Consider the following 16236-nt stretch of genomic DNA (forward strand, 5'->3'; position numbering starts at 1 on the left):
TTTATTTTGTTATTTATAAATTTATGTTTAGTAATATAGAAACAGGGAACGGGGGAAAATTGGTTTGAATACAAGAAAGAGAATTGCAGCATTTTTTCTTGCATTTGCCATGATATTAACCTTTTTGCCGTCTATAAAGGTACAGGCTGATACGTTAAGTGATATTAATATAATTTCTAATACACCAGTTACAGCAAAACAGGCAAAAGAATGGGCAAAATCAAAAGGTGCAACAGATACTTTTATTAGTTTGGCAGATTTGTATTGGAAGTATGCAGAAAAATGCGGTAATGTTAATCCAGGAATTGCTTATGTTCAAGCAGCTAAAGAAACTGGATACGGAAAATTTGGTGGGGTTTTAGATGAAAGTTATCATAACCCATGTGGACTTAAGAAGAGTTCAGGTGGTGGAGATTATGATCCAGATGCTCATCAAAGATTTAACTCATGGGATGAAGGTGTTCAAGCTCACTTAGATCATTTGGCACTTTATGCAGGAGCAAATGGTTATCCTAAGCTCAATACATATGATCCAAGACATTTTGCAACTATTAAAGGAAAAGCAACAACTGTTAATTCACTTGGTGGCAAGTGGGCTCCAAGTGTTACGTATGGAGAAGATGTTAATAAGTTATACAATGATTTATTGGTGTCATCAGGTAATGTAAATAATTCTACAAATGATCAAGATAAAGATCAGCCTAATTACAATAATGGATCAAGTAACAACTCAGGAAGTAATTCTAACTCAAGTAATAATTCTGAGGTGGTTGTTGTTAAGCCAGAGGATACTCCAGCACCAGCAGGACCAACAGTTTCAGAACCAATGAAGGTTCCAACAGTAAGTGAAAAGAATATTTCATCTACAATAGGATGGAGATATGAAAACTCAAGTTGGTATTATTACAAATCCGATGGAAGCAAAGCTACAGGATGGATAAATCCTAATGGTTACTGGTACTATATGTATAGTAATGGAGCAATGGCAAAAGGATGGACTCAACTTGGTGGTAAGTGGTATTATATGGATTTAAGCAATGGTGATATGAAAACTGGTTGGTTTAAATCTCCATACAGCGGTAAATGGTTCTATTTCCAAGGTGATGGAAGTATGGTTACAGGGTTTTACCGTATAAATGGATGTACATATTTCTTTGATGAGTCAGGTGCTATGAGAACTGGATGGGTAGAAGTAAGTGGTAAATGGTATTACTTTAATACTAGTGGTGCTATGCTTACAGGATGGATAAAACCAAATGGTAATTGGTATTACATGTATGACAATGGAGTAATGGCAACAGGTTGGCTTGCAAAAGGTGGAAACTGGTATTACTTCTATAACTCTGGAGAAATGGTGACAGGATGGGATTTAATTGGTGGTCACTGGTATTACTTTAGTGTTAATAGTGGTGCTATGCTTACAGGATGGATAAAGCCATATAGTAAATGGTATTACATGGATCCAGCATCAGGTAAAATGGTAACAGGATGGCTTGAAAGAGATAAGGGTTATTACTACTACTATAGTTCTGGAGATATGGCTACAGGTTGGACTCAAATAAGTGGTAAGTGGTACTATATGGATCCTTCAACAGGTAAAATGGCTGTAAATACAGTTATAGATGGCTGGCAAATAGGTCCAGATGGAGTTATGGGTAATAAAGTAAATGTAAATACGAATACAAATACTTCAAAACTTATAGTAATTGATCCAGGTCATAATTTTGGAGGAGATGATGGAGCATATTCAACTCATAATGGAATAACATATTCTGAAAGAGATTTAAATATGCAGACAGCTTTAAAATTAAAATCAAAGCTTGAATCAAAGGGATATAAAGTAGTTCTTACAAGAACAGAGTCAAATAGAGAAACTTTACCTGTAACACAAAGTTTAACTAATAGAGTTAATTTGGCAAATAATTTAAATGCAGATTTCTTTGTAAGTTTACATCACAATTCAGCTGATGCACAATCAGCAAATGGAGTTGAAACTTACTATAGTTCAAGAGCTCAAGATTCAAAATTTGGTGGTTCATATGATGCTACGAAAGTATCTACAAGCAGAACTTTTGCAACAAATATCAATAATTCGATAGTTAATAAAACTGGAGCATATAATAGAGGTGCTAAGGATTCAAGTTTATTTGTATGCAGAAATACAAAAATGCCATCAGTATTAGTTGAATTAGGATTTATATCAAATGCAGATGAAGCATCTAAGTGTGCAAATCCAGCTTATCAGAATTTATTAGCAGATGGTATAGCTGAAGCAATTGCAAGAAGTTTGTAAAATAAGTATTATTAATAGTAAGGATAGGTTATATCCTTACTATTTTTAATATATTTAAAGATATGTTATAAGAAGCATTTTCGCAACAAACTGCGAAAATGCTTCTTAATATTATTATAAAGAGTGAGTTTGAAGTATAATTTTAACTGTGATATATTAAAATTAATAACTAAAATTGGTTTTGAGGTGAGTAAATGAATTGGTTAAGAAAATTTATGTATGGTAGATATGGTGTAGATCAATTTTCATCAGCACTGGCTATTTTAGCCTTAATATTAGTTTTAATTTCGACTATTTTGCCAAAGTCACTAGGTTTTTTATCAATTTTATCATATATACCTATGTTCTATTATATATATAGAACATTTTCAAAGAATATTTTTAAAAGGCAACAGGAAAATTATAAATATTTAGCATTTAAAAATTCTACGCTTTCTAAGATTAAATTATATAAACAGAAATTAGAGAGTAGTAAGACACATAAGTATTTTAAGTGTCCAAACTGTAGGCAAAAATTAAGAGTTCCAAGAGGGTATGGAAAAATTACTATTACATGTCCAAAATGTAATACACAATTTAAGAGAAAATCGTAAGTATGTATTTATGAAAAATAATAAAAAAGGTACCCAAAAATCAAAATTATGTTGTATATTATTATAGAAAATCTTTTATATTTTATTTTGGGAAGAAAAATATCACTATAGATAAATTCTATAGTGATATTTTTTTGTAATAAATTAAAGAATTTGTTAAATATATCGATATAAAGCATAGTAGTATAATTAAAAATTTATTTAATATACAATTAGCTAACTAATTATAATTTTGAGAATATTAAAAGGTAAATAAATTAGGGGAGGGAAAGAATAATGAGAAAAATTGGAAAAAGAATTATATCATTATTAGTTGTTTTTGTAAGTATAATATCATTGTTGCCTGTTAATTATTTTCATAGTATGAAAATAGCATATGCAGCTAGTAGTGATGATTTAATTGCAGCAGCGACTATAAAAGTCAGTGAGGCAAATAATCCTAAGGAAATCAAACCTTATAAGGATTCTGTTGATAGCAGTATTGATGTTTATAGTACAGATTTTGCGCCTCAAAAGGGTTTTGATATATTTGTAAATAATATTACGGTTACAAAAGATGAATTGGGAAAAGAAGCTGAAAAGTTAGCTGAAAAAGGATTTAATGGAAATGGGTATTCTCAAAAAACATATGAAACTGAAAAAAAGATAGTTAGTCAAGAAATTAAAATTAAGTATATTGACGGCTTAGTTGCTGATCCATCAGAGTTAAGTGCTGGTAAAGCATCTATTGGACAAATAGGTGTAACAATAGAGGATTGTGGAAGTGTAATAGGACAAAAAAGATTAGGAAAAACTATTGTAAATTTACCACTTGGAGTAAATAGAATTGAATATGAAGTAACAATAAAAAAGCAAAAAGCAATTTATGATACTACTACTAATAAGGTTACATATTCAGATGAAAATTCAGATAGTGAAACTTTTAGACAAGAAATAATAATAAATAACGGTAAAAAATTCGTTATCAATCAAATACAACAACTAAGATTTTATCAATATATTGGAGCTGATAAAATAGGAGATCTAGAAATTGATAAAGAAAATAACCAAGCTCCTTTCTTATATGAAGCTGATGCTAAGGCTGATAGTGAAATTCCATTAAGATATACATGGGAAGTACCAGATTCATTACAAACACTTACATATACCATGACTTTTGGTATGAAAATTAACAATAGTAGTACTGTAAAAGTTTATAAAAACGGAACAGAACAGACAAATACTGAAATTGAAAATAACTCTATAAAGGGTAGTCTTAGCAAAATTTCAACTAGTGAATTAATAGTAGTAAATATAAATGGTACTGGAACAGAAAATGGTGTCATTGGACCTATTAGTAAATTATATTCTATTGAACTTAGATATCCACCTAAATCACCAGCAGAAGACTTTAGTATGCAGAAAGCTGGTCTTACAAAATATCAATATAATGATAATAAAGATGTAAAAGCATATATTGGTAAAAGATTTGAAATAGAAGAAAAGAAAGATGAAGAAAGAACTATTTTAGAATATAATGGTGAAGTACATATAGATCCTAAGGCAGGGCTTATAAGCTTTAATCCTACTTTAGTAGCTCAAAGTGGACAAGGTGTAGATTTGACTTATGAATTATCTTTAAAGTATACATTAAATGGACAGGAATATACAGATCCTAATATAGAACTTATTGATAATAAGCAGTTTATACCATTTAATAAGGGTGATGAGAATACTATTGTATTATCGGTTTATAACAAAGGTAAGCTTGTATGTAGATATAATTTAAAAGTTCTTTCTCCAGATACAGCTACAGAAAATTTTAATATGGATTTAAAATTTGATGGAAATGATGAAGGAGATAACACATTCTTAACAGCGGAAGGGGCATGCGAAAAAAATGACTCAAATGAAGCAAAATCTAAACAAATAAAATTCTCTAAAGATAGACCTAATTATGATTTATATACTAAGAGACAAGGAACTGTAGACATTGGTCTTGTTAGCACTACTGAAACTAATGAATATTTAAAAGTTTATTTATCAGACAGTGTTAATGGTGGAAGTGCTAAGGAAGCTGAAGAATCAAAGGAAAATACAATTAATGAAAATTCAGGTGCTAGAAATAGTGATTTAACTATAAACTTTGGTAATGCAAAGAGCATGATTGTTCAAGCTTATTATGATGAAGTTGAAAAATATGAGGATGAAAATGGACAAACAAAATATAAAGTTATAAAAAGTTACCCTGTAGGTAGAAAATATACTTTTAATATTCGTGCTAATATAAAAGATAATCAAGGTAATAATGGAGTAATAAAATCTGACAATGCGAATTTAAGCAGTATAAAAATTAAAGGAGAAACTTTAGAAACTTTATCTGGGAAAAAAGGATTTAGTAGTGAAAATTTTGATTATGAAGTTAAAGTTGATAAAGATAAAAAATCATCATTAATTACAGTTATACCAGAAGATGAAAATGTAAAATCAATGATAGCTACTATACAAGAAACTGGTGAACAATATGAATTGTATTCAGGTGAGGAACTTGAACTTTCACTGAATAAATCAGGAACTACAACTGTTAATATTGAAGTAACTGCGCAGGATGGAAAAAGTACAAAAAATTATTCGGTAAGAATAACTAACAATACTAAAGGTGGAAATTCTAAATTAAAAAGTATTGCTTTAAGCACAGGAGATTATGAATTTGATCCTTCTCAATATACAACTAATGTATATGTAGATCAAACTGTCAATAAAATTTCAGTTTCTCCAATTGCAGAAGATCCTGAAGCAAAGGTTACAGTAAACGGTCAGATATATGTAAGCACAGCAATTAGTGTTAGTCTTGTAGGAACTCAAAAGAAAGAAATAGAAATTGTTGTTACATCAGAAGATGGTAAGAGTAAAACAACATATACTCTTATAGTCAAGAGAGTTACATCAAGTTCAGATAATAATAATGATTATGGGAATAAAGATGACTCTTATTATGATTATGATAACAACATCTGGATAGATAATACTAAGTATGATGAATGGGGAACTACATCTGATGGAAGAGTAGTATACTATGATAAAAAAGGAAGACAAGTTAAGAATGCATGGGTTCAGACTAATAATAAATATTATTATTTAAATAGTTCTGGATACAGAGCAACTGGATGGAAAGTAGATACTGATGGAAAGACTTATTATTTAGATCCATCAACTGGTGAAATGAAAACTGGATGGATATATGTAGATGGTTCTACATATTACTTAAATCCAAGAGGAATAATGCAAAAAGGATGGTTAAATTTAAATAACAAGTGGTATTATTTCACACAAAATGGACAAATGTTAGTAAATACATCAATGTATATTGATGGACAATTATATAAGTTTGCGCAAGATGGTGCAATGTATTATTAAAATAAAAAAGCTCTTCGGAGCTTTTTTATTTTGGTTTGACTTTTGGAATTTTTGGGAATATAATAATTATAGTTCAAAAAACGAACATAATTTTAAATTTATTTATTAAGCTATTAATTATTTGTAGGAAACAAAGCTAATAAATGAGGGGGAGTTCCAATGTTAGAGGATAGATTAGAAGTATTAAAAACTTTAAATGATAATTTTAATATTAATCAGAGAGAGTTGGCTAAGAGAACAAATATGTCTCTTGGAAAGATTAATTCTGTATTAAAGGAATTCACAGAAGAGGGATTTATTAATAGGATTGAAAATAACAGAGGAATATTATATAAGGTTACAGAAAAAGGAATGAAATTTTTAGAGGAAAATCTTGAATCGGCAAAAAATACAAGATTAAAGCTTCATGAAGAAGAAAAGAAAAGTGTTAAACAAGCAGTAATACTTGCAGCTGGAAGAGCTGATGATTTTGGAAAACCAGTAGGAATGCTAGAGATTCAAGATTTTAAACTTATAGATAGAACTTTAAATATATTAAAAGAAAATGGTGTAACTAAGATTGTTATTATAACAGGTTATAAGAGTGAAGAATATGAAGAATATTTTAAGAATAGTAAAAATGTAAAGCTTGTTAAAAGTGATGTATATAAATGGACTGGTACAATGCATTCTTTATCTTTAGCTAAAGAATATGTTGATGATGATTTCTTGCTTATTGAAAATGACCTTATTTTTGAGAGAAGAGCAATAAAGGAACTAGTGGAAAGTCCTGAAAGAGATTGTATCTTATTTACTAATGAAAGTGGATCTGGAGATGAAGCATTTGTTGAAATAAGAGATAATCACTTATTCAAAATGTCAAAGGATATTCATCAATTCAATAGAATAGATGGAGAAATGATTGGGATAACGAAGATTTCTTATAAATTATATCAAATGATGCTTGAAGAATTTAAAGGAAATGTTAATCCATATTTAAATTATGAATATGTTCTTTTAGATGTTGCTAGAAATTATAATATAGGATTTGTAAAAATTGATGACCTTGCATGGGGAGATGCAGATACATTAAAGGAATATGAAAAGATAAAAAATCACCTTTATCCTACGATAAGAAGAAGAGAGTTAAGTTATGAAATAAACAGTATAAAAAAGATTGTATGTGAAGCATTAAAGGTAAATGAAAGTGATATAACTGAAGTGACATCAGCAGGTGGAATGACTAATAAAAATTATAGAATTTGTGTTAAGGGTACAAGATATATATTAAGAGTTGCAGGTACAGGAACTGATAGAATGATAAATAGAAATACGGAAATGTTCAATTCAGCAATTGCATCTGAAAAAGGATTTAATGTAGAAGTACCATATTTCAATCTTGAAACAGGGGTTAAAATTTCTAAGTTTATTGAAAATGCAGAAACACTTACTAATAGAAGCATTAAAAAGGAAGAAAATTTAAAACAGGTTACGAAAATACTAAGAGATCTTCATGAATGCAAGGATTTCCATATGGATAATGAATTTAATATGTTCAGAGAGTTAGAAAAATATGAAGAAATATTGAAAAAAGATAATGGCGATTTCTTTGAAGATTATGATGAAGTTAGAAGTAAAGTAATGGCACTTGAGGATGAGCTTAAAAGATGCAATGCAGTTTCAGTTCCATCACATAATGATTTAGTATCTGAAAACTTTGTTAAGGATACAGAAGGAAGAATTTATCTTATAGACTGGGAGTATAGTGGAACTAATGATGATATGTGGGATTTGGCTGCATTATCATTAGAAAATGAATTCTCAGAAGATGATATAGAATTGATGTTTAGATTGTATTTTAATGGAGATAAAGTAGATGAAAGTGCAAGAAGAAGACTTTTAATACATCAAATATGCCAGGATTTCTTATGGGCAGTATGGACATTAATTAAAGAAGCAGAAGGCGATGATTTTGGAACTTATGGGATAGATAGATATAATAGAGCTAAAGAATATTTAAAAAGACTTTAGTTCAGAACTAAATAATAAATATGAATTTATAGTTTAAACTAAGTAAATTATTAAATAAAATTCAATACTAACTGTTAATTGTTACTTGTGAACTTTTAACTGTTAACTGAAGAAGTTTGGAGGATAAAATGAGAGCAATATTAATGGCCGCTGGAATGGGCACAAGACTTAGACCACTTACTGAAAATACACCAAAATCTTTAATAGAAGTTAATGGAATGTCCCTTCTTGAAAGGCAGATAATAAACTTGAGAGAAAGAGGTATTGAAGAAATAATAGTTCTTACTGGATATCTGCATGAGAAATTTGATGATATAGTTAAGAAGTATAATCTTATAAAGATAGTTAATGATAAATATGATGTTTATAATAATATCTATACAATGTATCTTGTAAGAGAATATTTAAGAGATGCATTTGTAATTGATGCAGATAACTATTTAACTAGAAATTTTATTCCTGAAAAGAAACCAGAAACATCAATATACTATTCAGCATGTAAAGAGAACATTGCTAATGAATGGATTTTTAAATATGATGAAAGCGGAAGAATATATGGTATTGAAATAGGAAAAGAAGGCGATAAACCAGATTATATAATGAGTGGAGCTTCTTATTGGACTGCTAAAGATGGCGAAATTATAGCTAGAAGAGTAAAAGAAGCAGTAGAAAAAGATAAACTTATGGATATTTACTGGGATAATATTGCTGTAGATAGTTTTGATGATATGGATGTTCGTATTGAGAAAATCGGTTCTAATGATATCTTTGAAATAGATACTCTTGACGATCTTGAATATTTAAAATCAACACTAAAAATAAGTAAATAAGGTTAATATAATATTATTTTTATCTTGGATTTTTATAAATAATTTATTAATAAAAACTTATGTGATAGGTAACCTATTGTTAATGGAGCATCTTATCATATAAGTTTTTTTGATTAATAATATATTTTGATTTGAACATATTGTAATGAACAATGAACAATGATAATATAAAATTGTTCAAAAAATGAACTTTAAGGAAGTTAGAATAATAAAATAGAAATTAAGTAATATATGTTCAATAATATAAAGGGGGATTTATTGTGAGCAAGAATAATTATAAAATTGGTGTTATAAGTGGAATTTCATCAGCGGTATGTTGGGGACTTGATACAGTTTTAATGGGAATTGTACTTGGTATGGCTCCTTTTTTACCAAAAGAAGCAGTATTTTTAGCACCCTTTGTAACAGCATTTTTCCATGATGCTTTTTCAGCAATATGGACTTTTATATTCTTAGGAATTAAGAAGCAGTGGGGAAATTTATTTAGAGCAATGAGAACAAAGAGTGCATTATTTGTAGTAATAGCTGCATTAATGGGTGGACCAGTAGGTATGACTGGATATTTATTAGCTGTTAAGCTTATAGGACCATCTTATACAGCAATCATATCTTCATTATATCCTGCTGTTGGTGCAATACTTGCATATTTTATATTAAAAGAAAAGATGAACAAAAAAGCTTGGATTGGTTTAATATCTGCAATTATAGGTGTATCTATATTAGGATATTCATCAGGTGAAAATGGAGTTAGTATAGCAGGTTTTTTATGTGCTTTCCTTTGTGTAATAGGATGGGGAAGTGAATGTGTTATTTGTGCTTATGGAATGAAGGGAGATGAAGTATCATCAGAATTTGCACTTCAAATAAGACAAATGACATCAGCTATTGTTTATGGGCTATTAATAATTCCTGTAGTTGGAGGAATTGGATTAAGCTTTGAAATATTAAGAACAAGTGTATTATGGTGGGTTGCAGGTACGGCTTTAGCAGGAACAGTTTCATATCTATGCTATTATAATGCTATATATAGAATTGGAGCTACAAGAGCTATGGGATTAAATATTACATACGTAGTATGGTCAATAGTTTTTGATAAATTATTCCTTGGAACTGATATTGGAGTATCAACAATAATAAGCAGTATATTAGTTATAGTTGGAGTATATTTTGTAGCAAAAGAACCTGTATCTGAAAATAATGATAATGCGGAAAGTGCTGAATTAATATAATCTAAGATATAAAGAATAATTATAAAATATTATAAATTAATAAAAGACTCAGGATTTTATTTACATCCTGAGTCTTTTTAGGTTAAGAAAGTATTGTCTGACTAAAGTGCAGTGTTTTTGCGATTGATTCAATTATATAAAGGACTGGAACTTGTGTTGTAATATTAGCAATTCCCATGGATTCTGGTTGAACATAATAAGCAATATTAATATCAGACATTTTAGAGATAGTACAATTTTCACTATTGGTTATGCTTACAATTGAACAATCTGCTTTTTTGAATGTATTCATAAGATTTATAATAGAAGGTGTTTCTCCAGAAACCGATAAAGCAATAATAAGGCTGTTTTCATATGCTTTATAATTTGTAGGAAAATAAGGATCATCTATATATGTGGCAAATCTTCCTGTTGCAGAAAAATATCTAGCAGCATATTTACATAGGATACCAGAAGTTCCTGAACCAATAAAAATAAGATTTTTAGATGAGATTATTAAGTTGCATATGGATTCTATTTTTGTATCAAGTTCTGATTTATTAAGTTTTTTAAAATAATCAATTAAGAAGAAATTATCTTTATTTATCGTATACTTTTCTTCTTTTTCAAGTAAAATCTTAAGCTTTACTTTGAATTCGGAATATCCATCGCAATTTACTTTTTTACAAAATCTTAAAATTGTAGTAGTTGATACATGTGATTCCTTAGCTAATTCTCTTATGGTCATATATATAACCTTGTCCTTATTTCTTATTATATAATTATATAATAACAATTCTATATCATTAAAACTTTGTATTACTTCACTATTAAACATTATATTCAGCCACCTTTTTCAAAAGTCAGTAGTTATTTATTGGGTTAAATTTCATTAATAAATAAATATTTACTATTAATAATCTATATTATAACATTTTGATTACTATAGGTGTTCTTTTATAGAAAAATGTTTCACCAACTAGTCTATCTGAATTCAATGTAATAGAAGCTTTCTCCTGAACAGTATTTATAAATTTATTTATATCGTTTGATACTTTTTCCCCAGGAAGTTCTGGGACAGTTTCAGTTATTACTTTTGGAATATTTAATAATGTTGTTTTTGTATCAATTAATGTTTGCATTTTTGTGCAATTATTATAGGATTATTAGTTGGATGGGTATATTATTCAATGATTAAAAAGGATATTAAGATTCATATGCCAGAAGGTGTACCAGAAGGTGTTGTAAATGGTATTTTAACTCCAAATACTGCTGATAATGCAGCTCTTCAAGTAGCAGGTCAATTAGATTTAGCTCATGGTGCTCATATAGTTACTCAACAATTCTATGATAGTTTCATTAATTTAACTGGTAGCGGTGAAACATTAGGTCTTACACTTGTAATGTTATTTTTAGCAAAATCTGCTCAATATAGACAGTTGGGAAAACTAGCAATAGTTCCAAACTTATTCAATATTAATGAGCCAATACTATTCGGTACTCCAATAGTAATGAATCCATTAATGGCTGTACCATTTATTATAGTACCACCATTAAATGCATTAATACTTTACTTTACTATTTCTTCGGAAATTATTCCTCAGGAACTCTTATTCCTACATTAGCCGGGGGACTTGCAATTGCATATATTATTAAAGATAAATTAAGTGGGAGTTCAATATATAAAGCTATAATTTTTTCACCATGGATTACACCGACAGTTGCAGTTTCTATAGTGTGGAGTTGGATTTTTGAACCTCGTTATGGACTTGCTAATAAAGTATTGAATTTTTTGAATATGCCATCATGTCAGTGGCTTAAAAGCTCAGATACTGCTCTTTTAGGAGTAATAATAGTTACAGTATGGAAAGGATTGGGATGGGCAATGGTATTCTATTTGACAGCATTGGAAAAAGTACCAAATTCATTATATGAAGCTGCTTCTGTTGATGGAGCAGATTCATTTAGAAAATTTAAAAATATAACTATACCATTAATATCACCAACTACTTTCTTTCTTACAATTATAACAACTATTAATTCTCTTCAGGCATATGACCAAATTCAGGTATTAACTCAAGGGGGGCCAGCAGGAAGTACAAGGACATTATTGTATTATTACTATCAGACTGCATTTGAGAATTTTAATATTGGAGAAGCTACAGCAGTTGCTACTGTAATGTTGATAATTATAGGGATATTATCAGGAATACAATTTATAACATCAAAAAAATGGGTGCATTATTAAACTTGAATGCATTGAGGTAATTGTTTTCTTGTTACTATTTTTATGTGCTCAAAAATGGTTTATGAAAGGTGTAGGGGGCAGTGGTGTAAAAGAATAGTTTTTTATGTAATAAATAGGAGGACTGATATTAAATAAGAAGTTTGCAAAGTTACAAGTATTAAAATTGAATTATATATAAAATAAGCTGAAGTAATATGAAATTTTTCATAATTACTTCAGCTTTTATGTTATAATAAAATAGTATGTATAATTGTATTGGATTCTGGAAAAATAAATTGATTGGATGCTAATTATGATATTAAATTGCTTAATATTTTATGTATAATTGGAAAATATGACTTTTTACTTAAGAAAACCACTATTTATTGCATAAGAAAAATAATATTAGTATAATTCAAAGAGTAGAAATAACAAAATTAATAAAATTTGCTTTTTAGAAAATATGTTTCCAGATTGGAGGAAAGCTTAAATGAAATACTGGAAGACGTTAATAGTTATGATTATAGATATATTCATGGTTAACATGGCATATTTATTTTCTATAAATATAGTAAAGGGAGAGCAATTTAGATTAATATCACAAATATATGCTCACGATGTTGTAGCATTGAGTTTAATTTATGTTGTATGTTTTTATTTATTTAAAATGTATGAAAGCTTATGGCATTTAACTGGTACAGATGAATTCTTGTTAGGGGTAGGAGGAAATATATCTGCTGGGATATTATCAATTGCATATACTAGATTGTTGGGTTCAACAATACCTTTAAATGTTTGTGTCGTTGGAATATTATTAAGTATTTTCTTTGTGCTAGGATATAGAATTTTGTATAGAGTATACAGAAGAACTCTTCTTTATATTCCATTTAAATATTCAAGTGATCAAAGAAGAGTAATGATAGTTGGAGCAGGATCTGCAGGAACTATGCTTATAAATGAAATGATGGCAAGAAGAGAACTTAAATACAATCCAATTGTATTGATTGATGATGATAAAAGTAAACTTGGAAAAAGAATATCAGGTGTAAAAATTGAAGGAAATAGATACGATATTCCTTATATTGCAGGTGAGCAAGAAATTGATTTGATTTTAATTGCTATACCATCACTTGATGCTAAAAATAAGTCTGAAATTATTGATATATGTAAAGAGACTAATTGTAAACTTCAAATAGTTCCAGGAATGTATGAAATAATAAGTGGAAAAGCCACAGTGAGTAAAATAAAAGATGTAGATTTAGAAGATTTATTAGGAAGAGATCCAATTCAACTTGATAATAAAGGAATAGCTGATTATATAGAAGGAAGAACTATTTTAATAACTGGAGCTGGTGGTTCAATAGGATCTGAATTATGTAGACAAATAGCAGTATATAATCCTAAAAGATTAGTATTATTTGATATTTACGAAAATAATGTTTATGATATTCAAAATGAGCTTAAAGAAGATTATCCAGATCTTGAAATGAGCGTATTAATTGGATCTATAAGAGATAGAGCAAGGTTACATGAAGTATTTACTAAATATAAGATTGATGTTGTATTCCATGCAGCAGCTCATAAACATGTTCCATTAATGGAAGATAGTCCAAAAGAGGCTATTAAAAATAATGTATTTGGAACACTTAATTTAGCAAGAGAAGCTAGTGATGCTGGCGTATCGAGATTTGTAATGATATCTACAGATAAAGCTGTTAATCCTACTAATATAATGGGTGCAACTAAGAGATTATGCGAAATGATTATTCAAGCAATGGATAAGCAATCGAAAACTGAATTTGTTGCAGTAAGATTTGGTAATGTATTAGGAAGTAATGGATCTGTTATACCATTATTTAAGAGACAAATTGAACATGGTGGCCCTGTAACAGTTACTCATAAGAAGATAATAAGATACTTTATGCTTATTCCTGAAGCAGCTCAGCTAGTTCTTCAAGCAGGAGCATTTGCTAAAGGTGGAGAAGTATTCGTATTGGATATGGGTAAACCAGTTAAGATTTATGATTTAGCATGTGATTTAATAAGACTTTCTGGATTAGAACCAGGAAAAGACATAAAGATTGTATTTACAGGACTTAGACCAGGTGAAAAATTATATGAAGAACTTCTAATGAGTGAAGAAGGCTTACAAGATACAGTACATGAAAAAATTCATGTTGGTAAACCAACATTTGAAAGTATGGATACATTAGAAGAAAAACTTGAACAGTTGAAAATACTGTTACAGATGGATGATATATCAGAGATTAAGCGTCAAATGCAGAAAATAGTACCAACATACCACTATAAGAATGCAGAAGAAATAGCGGCTGATAATGCTGATAAAGAGTAGAATAGAGATTAATTAAGAATTTGAATATAAAAAAGAAAAAGCCAGTTTTGGCTTTTTCTTTTTTATATAAAATTTTGAACTCGTTATTATTTGTTACCGTATTTTTCAAATATTATATCAGTAATTAACGTAGAAGTATCTCCATTACCAAATGCTGATGGAGGAGTACCTGTTGGGTTAAAGTTAGTAATAGCACCTATTATTTTATTAGAATCACTACCAACTAGAACATTCCATCCGTTATTAACAGTTTCAACCCATTCAGTTTCATCTCTCATTGTAATACAAGGTTTCTTTAAGAAATAAGCTTCCTTTTGAACTCCGCCGCTATCTGTAACTATTTTACAAGCATTTTCTTGAAGAGAAACCATTTCTAAGTAACCTACAGGATCTATTATTTTTATATTATCTCCAAGTTTAAGACCATATTGATCAATATATTTTTTTGTTCTTGGGTGAAGTGGAAGAACTATTTTTTGTCCACATTCATTTAATCCGTTAACTATTGATGTTAATCTTTCTTGGCTATTTGTATTTTCAGCACGATGGATTGTAGATAATATATAGCTTCCTTTATCTAAACCTAAATCTTCAGTTATTGTAGAAACTTCTTTTGCTCTTTCTTTAAATAAGTTTATAGCATCATACATAACATCACCTACATTATAAACGCCGTTTGTTATATTTTCTGCTTTTAAGTTATCTACAGCTGTTTGAGTTGGTGTAAATAGAAGATCTGAAATATGATCTGTAAGAATTCTATTTTGTTCCTCAGGCATAGCTTTGTTAAAACTTCTAAGACCAGCTTCAACGTGAGCAACAGGTATAAGAAGTTTACTTGCACAAAGTGAACCAGCAAGAGTAGAGTTTGTGTCACCATAAACTAAAACTATATCTGGTTTTTCTTTCAAGTATATTTCTTCAAGGGCAATAAGCATGCTGCCTGTTTGATGGCCGTGGTTAGATGAGCCTATGCTTAAATTATAATCAGGTTTTGGAATTCCAAGCTCATCAAAAAATATATCAGACATATTATTATCATAATGTTGTCCAGTATGTACTAGAATTTCAGTGTTGTTATTTTTTCTTATTTTATTGGATACCGTAGCTGCTTTTATGAACTGTGGTCTAGCACCTATGACAGTTAGTACTTTCATGTACTTACCTCCTCTGAATTTTTTTGTAATAATTCTAGATATATTTTATCATATATAAACCGTAATATACAATGAACATGTAATAGATTTTGCTAATACCCTATGATATAATTAATAGGTTGAAGCAAAATTATGATTTGTGATTAGATCTATACTAATAAAATCTAAT

The 16236-nt window shown here is 29.1% G+C and carries 10 protein-coding genes and 2 pseudogenes; 9 read left to right on the top strand and 3 right to left on the bottom strand.

Going from position 1 to position 16236, the window contains the following annotated elements:
* Window positions 1-64 precede the first annotated feature (64 nt).
* The 6 genes from HF850_RS09240 (at window position 65) to HF850_RS09265 (ending at window position 10351) form a co-directional block, all read left to right on the top strand.
* Window positions 65-2293 (top strand): N-acetylmuramoyl-L-alanine amidase, encoded by a 2229-nt coding sequence (locus HF850_RS09240; RefSeq protein WP_169105154.1) that lies wholly within the window; start codon window positions 65-67, stop codon window positions 2291-2293.
* A gap of 194 nt (window positions 2294-2487) precedes the next feature.
* Window positions 2488-2886 carry a hypothetical protein gene (locus HF850_RS09245; protein WP_169105155.1) on the top strand — a complete coding sequence of 133 codons (399 nt, stop codon included), beginning with the start codon at window positions 2488-2490 and terminating at the stop codon, window positions 2884-2886.
* Window positions 2887-3162: 276 nt separating this feature from the next.
* Window positions 3163-6282 carry a cadherin-like beta sandwich domain-containing protein gene (locus HF850_RS09250; RefSeq protein WP_169105156.1) on the top strand — a complete coding sequence of 1040 codons (3120 nt, stop codon included), beginning with the start codon at window positions 3163-3165 and terminating at the stop codon, window positions 6280-6282.
* 159 nt (window positions 6283-6441) lie between these two features.
* Window positions 6442-8292 carry an NTP transferase domain-containing protein gene (locus HF850_RS09255; protein ID WP_169105157.1) on the top strand — a complete coding sequence of 617 codons (1851 nt, stop codon included), beginning with the start codon at window positions 6442-6444 and terminating at the stop codon, window positions 8290-8292.
* Window positions 8293-8420: 128 nt separating this feature from the next.
* Complete coding sequence (locus tag HF850_RS09260; protein WP_169105158.1) at window positions 8421-9122, top strand: sugar phosphate nucleotidyltransferase; 702 nt, start codon at window positions 8421-8423, stop codon at window positions 9120-9122.
* A gap of 257 nt (window positions 9123-9379) precedes the next feature.
* The gene (locus tag HF850_RS09265) at window positions 9380-10351 is read left to right on the top strand and encodes a DMT family transporter (RefSeq protein WP_169105177.1); all 972 of its coding nucleotides are present in this window, start codon (window positions 9380-9382) and stop codon (window positions 10349-10351) included.
* Window positions 10352-10433: 82 nt separating this feature from the next.
* Here HF850_RS09265 and HF850_RS09270 read toward each other — a convergent pair whose 3' ends face one another.
* Together HF850_RS09270 and HF850_RS09275 are read right to left on the bottom strand one after the other, a co-directional pair.
* Window positions 10434-11168, bottom strand: a complete 735-nt coding sequence (locus tag HF850_RS09270) for a MurR/RpiR family transcriptional regulator (RefSeq protein ID WP_169105159.1) — start codon at window positions 11166-11168, stop codon at window positions 10434-10436.
* 88 nt (window positions 11169-11256) lie between these two features.
* Window positions 11257-11472: a hypothetical protein gene (locus tag HF850_RS09275; RefSeq protein WP_169105160.1), complete on the bottom strand. Its 216-nt coding sequence runs from the start codon at window positions 11470-11472 to the stop codon at window positions 11257-11259.
* A gap of 6 nt (window positions 11473-11478) precedes the next feature.
* Here HF850_RS09275 and HF850_RS09280 point away from each other — a divergent pair.
* The 3 genes and pseudogenes from HF850_RS09280 to HF850_RS09290 all read left to right on the top strand — a co-directional run.
* Window positions 11479-11931 (top strand): annotated as a pseudogene (locus HF850_RS09280) (PTS transporter subunit EIIC); the annotation flags it as partial.
* Window positions 11925-12578 (top strand): annotated as a pseudogene (locus HF850_RS09285) (sugar ABC transporter permease); the annotation flags it as partial. The pseudogenes HF850_RS09280 and HF850_RS09285, both read left to right, overlap by 7 nt.
* A 469-nt stretch (window positions 12579-13047) precedes the next feature.
* Entirely contained in the window at window positions 13048-14910 is a 1863-nt protein-coding gene (locus HF850_RS09290; protein ID WP_169105161.1) for a nucleoside-diphosphate sugar epimerase/dehydratase, read from the top strand.
* A gap of 86 nt (window positions 14911-14996) precedes the next feature.
* Here the strand turns inward: HF850_RS09290 and wecB are convergent, their stop codons facing one another.
* Complete coding sequence (gene wecB, locus HF850_RS09295) at window positions 14997-16067, bottom strand: UDP-N-acetylglucosamine 2-epimerase (non-hydrolyzing) (protein ID WP_169105162.1); 1071 nt, start codon at window positions 16065-16067, stop codon at window positions 14997-14999.
* Window positions 16068-16236 lie beyond the last annotated feature (169 nt).

It is taken from the genome of Clostridium sp. SM-530-WT-3G (genome assembly GCF_012843905.1).
In the GTDB taxonomy this organism is placed as follows: domain Bacteria; phylum Bacillota; class Clostridia; order Clostridiales; family Clostridiaceae; genus Clostridium.